The sequence below is a fragment of the Duganella sp. Dugasp56 genome, from assembly GCF_047304105.1.
Taxonomy (GTDB): domain Bacteria; phylum Pseudomonadota; class Gammaproteobacteria; order Burkholderiales; family Burkholderiaceae_D; genus Rugamonas; species Rugamonas hordei.
The window spans coordinates 1-13,688 of the sequence record NZ_JBGLYQ010000057.1; the positions used below are offsets into that span (position 1 = coordinate 1).

Genomic DNA, 13,688 nt, shown 5'->3' on the forward strand with positions numbered 1-13,688 from the left:
GGGGGGGGGGGGGGGGGGGGGTGCCCCCCCCCCCCCCCCCCCCCCCCCCCCGGGGGGGGGGGGCCCCGGGGGGGGCCCGGGGGGGGGGGGGGGGGGGGGGCCCCCCCCCCCGGCCGCCGACGCGCGCCTGCGCCGGGACCTCAGCGAGCTTGCCGATGGCGGCACCGGCGGCATCCGCTACCTGAGCTTGGGCCAGGGAGCGGATTGCCTGCATCTTGCGCTGCAAGGGCTGTGTCTGGAGCCGCGCGCACCCGGCGGCGCCACGTCGGTGCTGCTGGCCGTGACGGGCGCCGGCGCCGGTGCGCCGATTTCGGCGGCCGCCATCGCCACCCTGTTCGGGCTGACGCCGGCCGAGGCGTGCCTGGTGGCCGGCCTGGTGGCCGGCTACTCCCTGGAACAATACGCGGTCCGGCGCGGCGTCTCGCTCGGTACCGTGCGCGGACAGCTCAAGCAGGTACTGGGCAAGACCGGCGCCACGCGCCAGGCGGAACTGGTGCGCCTGGTGTTGTCGTCCGTGGCCGCCCAACTGCTCGACAGCGCCACCCTGTTCTGAGCGGCGCTGTCGTGCCGCGCTAGAACGCGAGGGCGGCCCGCAATGCGATCTGGGTGCCCTGAGAACGGTTTCTGGCGCCAAACTCCTTGTACGCATGAAGCCAGACGGTCGGCAAGCCGGATCCAGGCGCGAAGAAGTTGAGCGTCGGCCCCAGCGCCGTGACGCGGGCGCGGTTGGCGAGGACGCCGCCGGCATCGTCGTCGCTGAGCTGCTGGTAGCGATATCCGCCCAGCCCGATGGTGTAGGCGCCGACATGCTGGCCGAGCGCGAACTCATGCTGCCACTCATTGCCCGAGCGGTAGTTGGTGGCGTGGTTCCTGGTGTTGATATTGATCTGGGCGGTCGACGAGACCTCGAAGCCTGTTGCGCCGATGTAGCTGACGGCGTAGGTGGGCGAATAGGTCCAGTGATTGGAGCCGGTGTTGACCAGGCGGTTCTTCTCGTAGGAGCCGGTCGGCGCCTGCACCTGCAGGGTGGCGGTCTGGAACAGCCCGCCCGAGGCCCATTGCAGGATCACCGGCATGACGCAGATGTCGCCGAGCGTGGTCTTCTTGCCCGACAGGTTGAGTGGTCCTGCCGGCGTCGGAATGCCCAGGCCGAGGTCCATGTTCATCACCGGCAGCACCGCGATGTAACCGTATTTTGCGCCCAGGATGGTGGTGTTGGTCGTCTTGATCACGGCTACGCTGAGGGTGTTGACGGTCAGGTCGATGGCGGTGGGCGAGCGGTTGCCCGCGTCATCGCGCAATTGCGAGGCGTGGTAGGACGTGGCGCGCAGGCCCACCGTCGCCCCGGCCGACGGCGGCGGCAACATGGCGGCGCTGAAGTCGGACACGCCGAAAGGGGTGATGGGCGCGCCGCCCTCGACCGCGGCAGCGGACCAGGCCAGGCCCAGCAGGGTCGCGCAAAGGATGGCGTGCTTGTGTTGTGTTGGGAAATATTTGTGCTGGATCATATGAGTACCTGTTGTATGGGGGAGGGTGCACTTAGTCATGCGAAGGGAAAACCTGGCGGCCGTGGAAGAAGGTCTGCTTGACCTCCACGTTGTGAACCTGCTCGATGGGAACCTTGAACAGATTCCTGTCGAGCACGATGAAGTCGGCTGACTTGCCCGCTTCTATCGATCCGGTCTGGCGGCCCAGCCCCATCGCCTCGGCGCTGTTGATGCTGAAGATGCGCAGCGCCGTGGCCAGGTCGACCGCCTGCTCGGGCCACATCGCGCCCGGGATCCCGTCCGTCGGGTTCTTGCGCGTGACCAGGCCTTCGATGCCCACCCAGGGATTGGGCGTGGCCTGGCCGACCGGCCAGTCCGAGCCGCCGGCCACCAGCGCGCCGGAGCGCGACAGGCTCTTGACCGGATACATATGATCGGCGCGCTCCTTGCCGATGGCCATGGCGCTGGCCATGCCCAGGCCGGAGGGGAACCAGATCATCGGCGAAATTTCGGCGGTCACGTTCAACCGGGCGAAGCGCGCGATGTCGCTCTCGGCGATGGAGTTGACGTGGGCGACCTGGTGGCGTTGCCCCGGCATGCCGTTGTGCTTGCGGACCGCCTCGATGGCGTCGAGCGCGAGGCGCACAGAGCCGTCGCCGGTGGCGTGCATTTTTACCGCAATGCCGCGCTTGTCCAGTTGCGTCAGCAGCTGCACCAGTTGCGCAAGCGTGTAGTTGCTCTTGCCGTGGAAATGCGCACCGTGTTCGGCGTCGGGCAGGTAGGGTTGCAGGAAGTCGGAGGTGCGGGCCGGCGGCACGCCGTCCAGGAACAGCTTGACGAAGTCCGGCCGCAGGTTGGTGCCGCGATAGTTCTCGCGCACCGCCACCAGCGCCAGGCCGGTGCGCTCGGCGGGATCGGCGGCGGGCATGGACGACAGCGTGGACACCATGTGCACGCTCAGGCCTTCATGGCGGTCGATCTGGCTCCAGACGCCGAGCATGCCCTCCGTGGTGTACGCGTCCTGCACGCCGGTGATGCCGACGCCGTTCAAGGTGGCCAGCGCGGCGCGGGCGGCGGCCAGTTGGCGGTCCCTGGTGCGCGGCGGGATTTGCCGTTCCAGCGCCAGGAAGGCGGGGAATTCCTTGAGCAGGCCGGTAGGCAGGCCGCTGGCCGCGTCCTTGTCGATGACGCCGCCGGCGGGATCGGCGCTGCCGGCGGAGATGCCGGCCCGTTTCAGCGCTTCGCTGTTGGCCCAGCGGTTGTGGAAGGTGTCGTCGCGCAAGATCACCGGATGGCCGGCGCTGGCCCGGTCCAGCGCCGCCAGCGCGGCAGGCGACGAGATTTCCGCCTGCAGGCTGGCGCTCCAGGCTGCCCCGACGACCCAGTCGCCCGGTTCGGCCTTGGCGGCGCAGTCGGCCACGCGCGCGAACACCTGCGCGAGCGTGGCGGACGGCGGGAAGTTGCAGGAAAATAGATCTTCGTAACCGCCGTCGAGCGGATGGATGTGGGCGTCGTTAATGCCCGGCATGACCATCGCGCCCCGCACGTCGACGATGCGGGTTTGCGGACCGGCCAGGCGCGCGATTTCGGCGTTGCTGCCGCTGGCGACAAAGCGGCCGTCGCGCACCGCGAAGGACTCGACCCATGGCGTTTTTTCTTGCATGGTGTAGATGGCGCCGCTGCGTACGATGAGATCGGCCGGCGTGGCGGCCCATGTCAGCCACGGCAATGCCGCCAGGACGATTCCGGCTGCCAGCCGTTGCGCCGCGTACTTTCTTTCATGCATATCTGGATTCCCCTATTTATATTGTTTATATCGTTTGTATTTCCTGTGCCCAAAATCAGTCTAGGGAGGGGGAGGACCCGCGTCACCTCCCATATAGGGGGTGAGCGTTGGACGAACGGCTGGCCTCATCTGATCAGATGATTTACTTGGGTCATGGGCATCGATACAGTCGATAACGTTGGAACCGAAAAACCACTTCGCAACCATCCAACTTCGCGCAAGCCAACCCAAGAGATTTTTATAAAGTCATGACAAAAACCAGTGCAGAACGCTTTGTGACCGTTGCGGTCGTGGACACCAACGGCTTACTCCGTGGACAAAAAGTGGCCGCCGGCGAGCTGCCCGGCATCCTGGCCAACGGTATGGGCATGTCGCCGGCACAGTTGGCGCTGGATCCAACCGACGTCTTCCTGACCATGCCCGGCGTCACCGATGGCACGGGCGACTTCCACGACAGTTTTCTGCGGGTGGATGCGAGCAGCCGCCGCGACATTCCGTGGGAGGCCGACACCGACCAGGGCTTGTTCCTGTCGGAATTCACCGGCGACGCCGAGGCCTATTGCCCGCGCAGCGTGCTGCGGCGCGTGCTGGCGCGCGCAGCGGCCATGAATTGTTTTCCCAAGCTGGGCTTTGAACTCGAATTCACCCTGTTCAATGAAACCGCGGAGACGTTGAAGGAAAAGGGTTACGACAATCTGCGCACCGCCACCGCGCACGCCAGCCACGACCTGGTGATCTACCAGACGGCGCAGTCGGACTTCTACAACGGCGTCGCCGATTTCTGCGAGCCGCTCAATATCCAGCTGGCCAAGATGCATGAGGAAATCGGCGGCGGGTTCATGGAGGCATGCATCGCGGCCAACACGGCGATGGCCGCCGCGGATCAGGCCGTGCTGCTGAAGAACTTCCTGCGCGCGTTCGCCATGCGCCGCGGCCAGACGATCAGCTTCATGCCCCGTTGGTCGGAGCAAGCCGACAGCCAGTCCGCCCACATCCATATCTCCTTGCTGGACAAGGAGGGCAAAGCCCGCTTCTGGGAGGAGGGCGCCGACCACCAGATGTCAAAACGCTTCCGCCATTTCATCGCCGGCCTGCAGACCTATTTGCCGGAATTCATGCTGATCTTCGCCCCGACGGTCAACAGCTGGCGGCGTTTTGCCGAAGGCACGTTCGCGCCGCCGGCGTTTACCTGGGGCGTCGAAAACCGCACGACCTGCCTGCGGATGGTCGGCCAGAGTCCGAATTCGATCCGGGTCGAAAACCGCCTGCCATGTGGCGACTCCAACCCCTACCTGACCGCGGCGGCGACGATCGCGGCGGGCTTGGCCGGCATGGAGGCCGAGCTCGAGCCGACGGCGCCAACCACGGGCAACGGCTACCTGCCGGATGCGCGCCACGGCCCGCCGTTGCACAAGAACATGCAGGCGGCCATCGCCGCGCTGCGCGATTCAAGCAGTGTCAAGGAGTGGCTGGGTGCCCGCTTCGTGGAAACCTACAGCGCCACGCGCGAAGCCCAGCTGAAGCAATTCGCCGGCAAGTCGCTGATCGACGAGCGCCGCCGTTTCTTTGAATTGGGGTAGGCCATGACCTTGATCGGCATCATCGAATGCGGCCAGACGCAAAGCGGCTGGCTCGACGAGCACGGCGAAATGGCGGATCCGTTTCCTCCCTTCCTGCGTCGCGCGGATCCGGCGCTCACCTTTCGGGTCTACAAGGCGCACCAGGGGCTGCTGCCCGCGCAGGCGGACGAATGCGATGCGTGGTTGATCACGGGCAGCCCCAGCGGCGTTGCCGAGCGCCCCGCATGGCAGAACCAGCTGGCGCGCTTCCTGGTACAGGCGGTCCGGCACCGCCCCGTCGTGGGTATCTGTTTCGGCCACCAGCTGCTGCATGACGCCCTTGGCGGCGTTGTCGAGAAAGCGGCCAATGGCTGGGGGATAGGCGTCCAGACGTATGCGCTGACGGATACGCCGGCGTGGGCGCCACGTGCGGCAGATGGGTTCAGACTCATCGCGCTGCATCAGGATCAGGTGACCGCTCCGGCGCCGGGAAGCCGGGTGCTGGCCGGTAACGCATTTTGTCCGATCGGCATCAGCACCATAGGCGACAACGTCTTGACGATACAGGCGCATCCCGAGATGACGACCAAGTTGGCGCGTGACATCTACGAGACCCAGCGCGCCCAGCAAGGCGATGCACTGACCGACCAGGCGGTGCGCAGTCTCCAGGGCGAGATCGACGGTCCTTTGGCTGCAAGCTGGATTATCGCCTTCCTTAAACACCGCTCACTACGAGGTGCCGCCGTGCCCGCAACAGTTTCTACCCGTCCGCTCACGCGGATCGACCTTTCCGATGCAGGTATCTGGCACCAAGCCGTTCCCACCGAAGAATTCTCGCGCTTGCGCCGGGAGGCGCCGGTCGCCTGGAACGAGCGGACCGACGGACACAAGGGCTTCTGGGCCGTGACGCGCTATGACGACATCGTCGCCGTGTCCGGCAATGTCGAAGTGTTTTCATCGCGCAATGGCGTGATCAGTCTCGACGATTTTGACGCCGAGCAGAACGATGCACGCCGAACGCTGTTGGAAATGGATCCTCCGCAACACCCGCAGATGCGGATGATCGCCGCGCCCGGCTTCATGCCCAAGGCGGTCGCCGCCCTGGAAGCCTCCGTGCGCGCGACGGCGGAGCAGCTTGTCGATGAAGTCGTGAACTCGCCCGAGGTCGATGTGGTGGGCGAATTGGCCAAACAATTACCCATATTCACCCTGTGCCGGCTGTTGGGCGTGCCGGAGGAGCGCCGCGACGACATGATACGCTGGAGCGACTTGCTGATCGGCTCCGACGATCCTGACTTCGTCGATCCCGCCGCCGCCGCCTACCCTCCCGAAAAACGGCGCCTGCTGCCGTTCGGCCATCCCGCTTCGCTGGCCGCGTTTGAACTCGGGCGCGAACTGGCAGAGGCGCGGCGCGCGCATGCGGCGCCGGACATCGTGACGCGGCTGGCCAACGGCACGTACGACGGACGACAGTTGACGGATGATGAGTTCTGCAACTACTTCCTGATGCTGCTGGTGGCGGGGAACGAAACCACGCGCCACTCGATCTCTCACGGCATCAAGGCCCTGGCGGACTTTCCGGACCAGTGGGCACATTTCAGAAACGGCGGGATCGACTCGCGCGTGGCGGCCGACGAGATCTTCCGCTGGGCCAGCTCGGTCCACTTCGTGCGCCGGGTCGCCGTGCGCGATATCGAACTGTACGGCGCCCACATCGCCGCCGGCGACAAGGTGGCGATGTATTTCGCGTCCGGCAATCGCGACGACGCGCATTTCGACCAGCCCCATCGCTTCCGCATCGACCGTACGCCCAACCAGCACATGGCCTTTGGAAAAGGCGGCCCCCACTTTTGCCTGGGGACGCATGTGGCCAAGTTACAGGTGCGCATTTTGCTCGAGGAAATGGCAAAGCGCGTCGCCGCTATCGAGCTCGCCGGCCCGGTCGACCGCCTGCGCAGCAATCACATCCACGGCATCAAACGCCTGCCGGCCAGATTCCTCCCCGCCCGGTGACCGACATGGACAAACAACACTGCATCATTCTTGGCGGCGGGCATGCCGGCGCCCAGTTGGCCACGAGCTTGCGGCAGCAAGGGTGGCGGGGCGCGATCACCATGGTGTCGCAGGAGAGCGTCCCGCCCTATCAGCGGCCGCCGCTGTCGAAGGGATACCTGGCGGGCGAACTGGGCTTCGATCAACTGCTGATCAAAAGCGCGCAGGCATATGAAACGGCCGACATTCAATTGAAGCTGGGAGTGCGCGCCGAACGCATCGAGCGCCAATCACGGCAAGTCCATATGGCCAACGGGGAGGTGCTGCGCTACACCGACCTGGCGCTGACGCTGGGCGCGCAGGTGCGCCGGCTTCGCGTCCCTGGCAGTGATCTCGAAGGCGTGTTCCATCTGCATACCATCGCCGACCTCGAACGCATCAAGGCCCACATCGCGTCCGGCGCGAAGCGGAACGCCGTCATCATCGGCGGCGGCTACATAGGCCTGGAAACGGCGGCGGTATTGAGCAAGCTGGGCATGCAGGTGACGGTCCTCGAAGCGATGCCGCGCTTGCTGCAACGCGTCACCACCGCAGACGTCGCCGGTTTCTACGAACGCCTACACGCCGAAGAGGGCGTCACGATTCTGTGCAACCGAACCGTCAATGCGCTGCTCGGCCAGCGCGACGTGGAAGCGGTGGTGTGCGAGGGCGGGGAGACCTTGCGCGCCGACCTGGTCATCGTCGGCATCGGCGTGACCCCGCATACCGACCTGGCCGCGGCCGCCGGATTGACGACCAACCACGGCATCGTGGTCGATGAGTTCGCCCAAACCAGCGACCCGCGCATTGTGGCCGCCGGCGACTGCACCGAGTTTTTCAGCGTGAAATATGGACGCATGATTCATTTGCAATCGGTGCCCAACGCGATGGGGCAGGCCGCATGCGCCGCCGCCACGTTGTGTGGAAAACCGGTGGCGTACCAGGCACAGCCTTGGTTCTGGTCGGACCAGTACGATGTGAAGCTGCAGATGGCGGGACTATCGCAGGGGCATGATCAAGTGGTGGTGCGCGGCGATCACAGGACCGGCCGGAGTTTCTCGGTCTACTATTTTGCGGCCGGCAAACTCATCGCGCTCGATTGCGTGAATCAACCCAAGGAATTCATGCAGGGCAAAAAAATGATCGCATCAGAACAAGTTTTCAATCCCAGTCACCTTCTCAACCTGGAGTCTCCCAAGCCATGATTAAAGTAAATTTCGTTGACCATCTCGACCAGGTGCGCGTGGTGGAGGCGGCGGTTGGAAGCACGCTGATGCAAGCGGCCGTCGACAATGGCATTGCCGGGGTGGTCGCGGAATGCGGCGGCTTTTGTTCGTGCGCGACCTGTATGTGCTATGTCGATGAGCAATGGGCGGCAACCCTGAATCGCGCCAGCGACATGGAACATGCCATGCTGGAATCGGCTGCGGGCGAGAAGCCCAACTGTCGATTGTCCTGCCAGATTACGTTGACCAACGACATGGATGGCATGACCGTCCGCTTGCCGGAAAGCCAGTATTAGGGACGAGCCGGCCGACGGCGGTGCATACTGTGCCCGGTTGAACCAGGATAGGGACGCGGCTTCATGGATATTTCGCATGTTTCGGACGAGTTCAAACGGGAGTTGCTCGCTCTCGTGAGCGGGCTGCTGCCGGCCGACGGCACCCGATTCTATATCTACGTCCCGTGGGCGCAGCTCAAGCAGGACACCGCGTCGGACGGCCAGCTCGATCAAATGGTCGACGACTATGCGAGAACATTCTGGGCGCTCGATCCCATGCATCCGTCCCGGTTCGAGGAGACCGGGACCGTCGTCATTTCCAACTCGACGATCATGGAAGACGCCGCGTGGCGCGAAACCGGGATTTTCAAGGGGTTTTACCAGCCGAACGGCTATTTCCATAATTGCGATATCTTTCTCAGGCAAAAAGACCGGATAGTCGCGGTACTGACGCTGGTGAGAAAGCGTGCGGATCAGCCATTCACGGCCGCTGAAATCGCGCTCCTGCGCCAGGTGCAGCCGTTTATCGAATATGCCCTGGGCGCGATCTACGTGCCCAGCCGCGTGCACAATCGCGCCAGCCTGTCGGCCGAGTATCGCCTGACCCCCAGGGAGATCGATGTGGTCGAGATCGCCGCCACCGGGGTCAGCAACAAGGTCCTTTGCAAGCACCTTGCCATTTCCCTGCCCACGCTGCGCACCCATATCCAGAACATCTACACCAAGATGGGCGTGCGCTCGAATGCGGAGCTGATCGCAAAATTGGGACGCGTCGACCTCGCGATCACGCCCACATTGCCGATTCGGGCTAACGCGCCAGACGGGATCTGAATCACTATTGGCATGTGCAAAACAAACTTTGATCATGCTTGCCGATCAGGGTTCGCTGCGCACCGAGCAATTCGCCGAATATATTCCCAGACGAGGTACGTTTATGACTGAAATTGAACTGGAAGCTCTGAATTTCCCAGATGCTCCGAAAATGATATCCGCCGAATTCCCCGGCCCCAAGGCGGCAGCGGCGCTCGCATTGTCCGCCCGCACGGAATCGATGGCACGTGGCGGCGGTCGCATGCCGGTGGTCATGGACCGCGCCTTCGGCGTGACGATCAAGGACCCGGACGGCAATACCTTCATCGACCTGTCGGCCGGCGTGGGCGTGAGCAGCGTTGGCCGTTGCCACCCGAAGGTGGTGGCGGCCATGCGCGCGCAGTCGGAAGTGCTGATGCACGCGATGGAGGTGAACAGCTCCAAGCGCACCGAACTGGCCGCCAAGATCTCCGAAATCATGCCCGATGGCCTGCGTGGCGACTGCATCACCTTCTTCACGCAAAGCGGCAGCGATGCGCTGGAAGCGGCCGTCAAGTTCGCCAAGCGCGTCACCGGCCGGCACCAGATCATCGCCTTCCACGGCGCCTACCACGGCGTGTGGAACGCCTCGAACGCGCTGACCACCGGCACCGCCTACCGCAAGGGCTACGGTCCGTTCATGGGCGGCGTGATCCATGCTCCCTATCCCTACGCCTACCGCTTCCCGTTCGACACCACCCACAAGAGCGCCGAGACGATCGCCGGCGAGTATATCGACTATCTGCTGAACACTCCGTACACGGCGGCCGATGACGTGGCCGCCGTGATCGTCGAGCCGGTGCAGGGCGAAGGCGGTTACGTGCCGCCGTCGCCGGAATTCCTGCGCCTGCTGCGCAAGGCCTGCGACCGCAGCGGCGCGCTGCTGATCGTGGACGAAGTGCAGTCGGGCGCCGGCCGTACCGGCAAGATGTGGGCGGTGGAACATTCGGGCGTGAAGCCTGACATGCTGACCTTCGGCAAGGGCATGGGCGGCGACGTCCCGATGGCCGGCCTGGCGATGCGCTCGGATCTGGCGGCCAAGATCCCCGACGGCTCGGTGCCCAACACGTTCGCGGCCAACTCGGTGGCGGCGGCGGTGGCCCTGACCAACATCAGCCTGCTGCAAGATCCCGAGCTGGATCTGCTCAACCGCGCCCATACGCTGGGCCTGGAAGTACAACAGCATATCCGCGCCTTCAACAGCCCGTACGTGGGCGAAGTGCGCGGCCGCGGCCTGATGATCGGTATCGAGCTGGTGGAAGACAAGGTCACCAAGGAGCCGCTGAGCGGCGAGAAACTGGGTAAGCTGATGGGCTACGTCCTGAGCCACGGCGTGCTGATGGTGCCGTGCGGCCGTTACACCAATGTGATGCGTGTCATGCCGTCGCTCACGATACCGCGCTCCCTGCTGTTCAAGGCGCTGGACGTCTTCGGCGAAGGCCTGGCTGCGCTCTGAGTGCCCGCCGTTCGACCATGCCCGCTGCTGCGCCGCATGGTTGAGCGGCGGTTTGCAGCCTTACAAAGAGGACTGGATGGCGGCGCGCGCGCGCGGCGTTTGCGACGGCAGCTCGCCAAACAAACCCTTGTAGCAGGTCGCGAAGTGGCTCAGGTGGAAGAAGCCCCAGTTCGCGGCGGCCTGTCCGATGCCTAGCTCGATCGCGCTGGTTGACACCAGCAGCCTGCGCACCGCGTTCAGTCTGATGGAGCGCAGGTAGTCGAGCGGCGAGGTCTGGGTCACCGCGTTGAAGCTGTTCTGGATCGTCCGCGGGCTGGTATGCAGGCGTTCGCAGAGATCGAGAATAGTGACCGGCATGTCGCCGCTCGACATCGCAATGTGGTGGCACTTGTCAACGATAAAGCTTTGCGTGGAACTGCTCAGGCGTTGGTTCTTGTCGCACTCCGGGTCATTGATCAGGTCCAGCAGGGCGCTGATGATCGAGTGCTCAAGCATCTTTTCCGCCGCGGGTGTCCCGATCAGGTGCGGATTGGCCGCCGCGTGCGAGAACAGTGCGAGCAGCTTGGTTCGGACCTCGTTGAGCCTATCCTCGGGGACCTCGATCACGGGCTGCTTCAGCAGCGCATCCAGGCTGCTGGGCGACATCGACGCGGACAATAAGTTCTCGAATACCTCATATTCAAGCGTGATGGCCAGCATGTCCGTGTCCATCGGCATGTGGAACATGAATTCTTCACCACTTTGGAGCACGAAGACACTGTTGTCGGACGCCTTGCGCCCCTGCATGCGGGCGGTTCCGGGCATGGCGGTGGGGACGGCGAAACACAATTTTCCGCGCGGCGCCTGGCCGTGCTGGACCACACGCTGATTCATGTATTCGCGAAAAACATGGAGGTGGCCGGTAGAAATCTGCACCAGTGAACTCTGCAGGCACCCCGGTGTTATCTGGTTGTAGGTCTGATTCCACTCGTTTACGGAGGCGGCGTGGAGATGCACGTCCCGAAAGCGATCCATTGTTGCGTTCATAGCGTCCTCACCGGTCTGTTCACAAAGTGGGTGTCCTGCAGCGGGCAATCGACGTTGCGGCCGTCCGCCTATCCAAGCGAATTTCATGCCTGCAATCAACGGGATGCTTAGTTCATCGTACGCCCATTCGACTTGATGTAGAGCAAATATCGTCCATTGCATGAATGATTTTAAAGTACCACATTGCGGGACTCGATGTCACATGCTTTTCGAGAGAAAGCCACGCTTGGTGGCGGGATTATTGAAATGAAATGGCGTTTTAAGCGCAAATACAACAATTTCATCCCAGCTGGCGCACGTTCCTTGCGCTGGCTCATGGAATTTCAAAACAAAAATGGTCGGAAATATCGATTGACAGTCCCGTATTGTGGGATTACTCTTTAAAACATGAATACTCCAACACCCAATCCAGCGCCGAGCGGCGCGTCAGTCGTACTTCGTGCCTGCAGCATGGCGGGCGTCGATGTATGTTTCGCCAACCCGGGAACAACGGAAATGCCGTTCGTTGCCGCATTCGACGATGAAGGCGTCGGCGTCCGGGCCGTGCTCGGACTGTTTGAGGGCGTGTGCACCGGCGCCGCCGACGGCTACGGCCGCATGGCTGGCAAGCCGGCGGCCACGCTGCTGCACCTCGGCCCGGGCCTGGCCAACGGCCTGGCCAATCTGCACAACGCCCGTCGGGCGCGCACGCCGATCGTCAATATCATCGGCGATCATGCGAGTTGGCATCTGCAGTACGATGCGCCGCTGACTTCGGATATCGAATCGCTGGCGCGGCCCGTTTCAGGCTGGTACCGCAGCGTGGCGTCGGCCGCCGACCTGCGGCAAGATACGGCCGACGCCATCGGCGCGGCGCACGCCAGTCCTGGCCTGGTGTCGACGCTGGTTGTGCCGGTCGATTTCCAGCAAATCGCGGCGCCCGCGCAGACGACGCGCGCCCCGGTTTCCCGTCCCGAGCCCACGTTCTCTGCCGATCTGGTGGCGCAGGCCCATCGCACGCTCCGTGGCGGCGGCAAGGCAGTGCTCCTGCTCGGCGGCGCGGACGCGTTGAGCGCCCGGGGCCAGATCGCCGCCGGCCGCATCGCGGCGGCGACCGGAGCCCGTCTCTTCAGCGAGACCTTCCCGGCCCGCAGCGAGCGGGGCGGCGGTCTGCCCGATATCGACCGCCTGCCGTATTTCCCGGAAGTGGCCATTGCCGCGCTCGATGGCGCCACCGTCATCCTGGCCGGCGCGATCGCGCCAGTGGCGTACTTCGGCTACGAAGGACTGCCCAGCGAGCTCGCTCCCCGGGACGCTCTCATCACGCTGGCGGCGCCCGGCGAGGCGGGGCACCTGGCGCTCGAGGCGCTGGCCGACTTGCTCGACGCGCCGCGCACCATTGCCGGTGTCGCCTCCAGCCGCTACGCGCTTGAAGATGGCCCGCTGACGCCGGCGGCCGTCGGCCGCACGCTGTCGAATGCGCTGCCCGACAACGCCATCGTTTCAATCGAGGGCGGGACCTGCGGCTATCCCTTTGTCACCGCCTCGGCCGCCGCCAAACGACACACCTTGCTCACCAATACCGGCGGCGCCATCGGCCAGGGCTTGCCGGTCGCGCTGGGCGCGGCGATCGCCTGCCCGGATCGCCGCGTGTATGCCCTGCAGTCGGACGGCAGCGCGCAATACACGATCCAGTCCTTGTGGACCATGGCGCGCGAGCGTTTGCCGGTGGTCATGCTGATCACGTCGAACAAGCGCTATGGCATTTTGCAGACCGAACTCGACCGCATGGACCTGGCGGAAATCGGCCCCCAGGCGCAACGCCTGACCGTGCTGGACGATCCGGCGTTCGACTGGCTGGCGCTGGCCAAGGGTTACGGCGTCGCCGCCCAACGCGTTGCAACCGTCGCTCAACTGCGCGACGCGCTGGCCATTGCAGCGGACATCAACGACGGCAGCCCCTATCTCATCGAGATGTGCCTGCCCTAATTATTTAGTCACGATTGAAAGCACA

11 protein-coding genes are annotated in these 13,688 nt (G+C 64.3%); 8 read left to right on the top strand and 3 right to left on the bottom strand.

All coding sequences use genetic code 11. The features are described from left to right. The coding region (locus ACCD07_RS28450; protein WP_413449285.1) for a helix-turn-helix transcriptional regulator at positions 1-553 on the top strand (553 nt) is incomplete at its 5' end. Between the two features lie 19 nt (positions 554-572). Here ACCD07_RS28450 and ACCD07_RS28455 read toward each other — a convergent pair. Together ACCD07_RS28455 and ACCD07_RS28460 are read right to left on the bottom strand one after the other, a co-directional pair. After that, on the bottom strand, positions 573-1,508 hold the full coding sequence (locus ACCD07_RS28455; RefSeq protein WP_413449286.1) for a transporter: 936 nt from the start codon (positions 1,506-1,508) through the stop codon (positions 573-575). A 31-nt stretch (positions 1,509-1,539) separates the two neighbouring features. Next, entirely contained in the window at positions 1,540-3,273 is a 1,734-nt protein-coding gene (locus ACCD07_RS28460; RefSeq protein WP_413449287.1) for an amidohydrolase, read from the bottom strand. A gap of 275 nt (positions 3,274-3,548) precedes the next feature. Here ACCD07_RS28460 and ACCD07_RS28465 point away from each other — a divergent pair, with 275 nt between their 5' ends. From ACCD07_RS28465 to ACCD07_RS28490, 6 genes are all read left to right on the top strand, one after another. Continuing rightward, on the top strand, positions 3,549-4,853 hold the full coding sequence (locus ACCD07_RS28465; protein WP_413449288.1) for a hypothetical protein: 1,305 nt from the start codon (positions 3,549-3,551) through the stop codon (positions 4,851-4,853). A gap of 3 nt (positions 4,854-4,856) precedes the next feature. Next, complete coding sequence (locus ACCD07_RS28470) at positions 4,857-6,845, top strand: cytochrome P450 (protein WP_413449289.1); 1,989 nt, start codon at positions 4,857-4,859, stop codon at positions 6,843-6,845. A gap of 5 nt (positions 6,846-6,850) precedes the next feature. Further along, positions 6,851-8,068 carry an NAD(P)/FAD-dependent oxidoreductase gene (locus ACCD07_RS28475; protein ID WP_413449290.1) on the top strand — a complete coding sequence of 406 codons (1,218 nt, stop codon included), beginning with the start codon at positions 6,851-6,853 and terminating at the stop codon, positions 8,066-8,068. Next, positions 8,065-8,385: a 2Fe-2S iron-sulfur cluster-binding protein gene (locus tag ACCD07_RS28480; protein ID WP_413449291.1), complete on the top strand. Its 321-nt coding sequence runs from the start codon at positions 8,065-8,067 to the stop codon at positions 8,383-8,385. The genes ACCD07_RS28475 and ACCD07_RS28480 overlap by 4 nt, the downstream gene beginning before the upstream one ends. A gap of 63 nt (positions 8,386-8,448) precedes the next feature. Next, positions 8,449-9,195: a LuxR C-terminal-related transcriptional regulator gene (locus tag ACCD07_RS28485; RefSeq protein ID WP_413449292.1), complete on the top strand. Its 747-nt coding sequence runs from the start codon at positions 8,449-8,451 to the stop codon at positions 9,193-9,195. Between the two features lie 151 nt (positions 9,196-9,346). Then, entirely contained in the window at positions 9,347-10,669 is a 1,323-nt protein-coding gene (locus tag ACCD07_RS28490) for an aspartate aminotransferase family protein (RefSeq protein ID WP_413449293.1), read from the top strand. 60 nt (positions 10,670-10,729) lie between these two features. On the opposite strand, the gene ACCD07_RS28495 is transcribed toward ACCD07_RS28490, so the two are convergent. Beyond that, the gene (locus ACCD07_RS28495; protein ID WP_353403116.1) at positions 10,730-11,695 is read right to left on the bottom strand and encodes a helix-turn-helix domain-containing protein; all 966 of its coding nucleotides are present in this window, start codon (positions 11,693-11,695) and stop codon (positions 10,730-10,732) included. 387 nt (positions 11,696-12,082) lie between these two features. Here ACCD07_RS28495 and ACCD07_RS28500 point away from each other — a divergent pair, with 387 nt between their 5' ends. After that, positions 12,083-13,663 (top strand): acetolactate synthase large subunit, encoded by a 1,581-nt coding sequence (locus ACCD07_RS28500; RefSeq protein WP_413449294.1) that lies wholly within the window; start codon positions 12,083-12,085, stop codon positions 13,661-13,663. Positions 13,664-13,688 lie beyond the last annotated feature (25 nt).

Bases quoted from the DNA above. Each gene is read 5' to 3' on its own strand.
- ACCD07_RS28455 (WP_413449286.1), bottom strand. From the start codon at position 1,508: ATGATCCAGCACAAATATTTCCCAACACAACACAAGCACGCCATCCTT.
- ACCD07_RS28460 (WP_413449287.1), bottom strand. From the start codon at position 3,273: ATGCATGAAAGAAAGTACGCGGCGCAACGGCTGGCAGCCGGAATCGTC.
- ACCD07_RS28470 (WP_413449289.1), top strand. From the start codon at position 4,857: ATGACCTTGATCGGCATCATCGAATGCGGCCAGACGCAAAGCGGCTGG.
- ACCD07_RS28475 (WP_413449290.1), top strand. From the start codon at position 6,851: ATGGACAAACAACACTGCATCATTCTTGGCGGCGGGCATGCCGGCGCC.
- ACCD07_RS28480 (WP_413449291.1), top strand. From the start codon at position 8,065: ATGATTAAAGTAAATTTCGTTGACCATCTCGACCAGGTGCGCGTGGTG.
- ACCD07_RS28485 (WP_413449292.1), top strand. From the start codon at position 8,449: ATGGATATTTCGCATGTTTCGGACGAGTTCAAACGGGAGTTGCTCGCT.
- ACCD07_RS28490 (WP_413449293.1), top strand. From the start codon at position 9,347: ATGATATCCGCCGAATTCCCCGGCCCCAAGGCGGCAGCGGCGCTCGCA.
- ACCD07_RS28495 (WP_353403116.1), bottom strand. From the start codon at position 11,695: ATGAACGCAACAATGGATCGCTTTCGGGACGTGCATCTCCACGCCGCC.
- ACCD07_RS28500 (WP_413449294.1), top strand. From the start codon at position 12,083: ATGAATACTCCAACACCCAATCCAGCGCCGAGCGGCGCGTCAGTCGTA.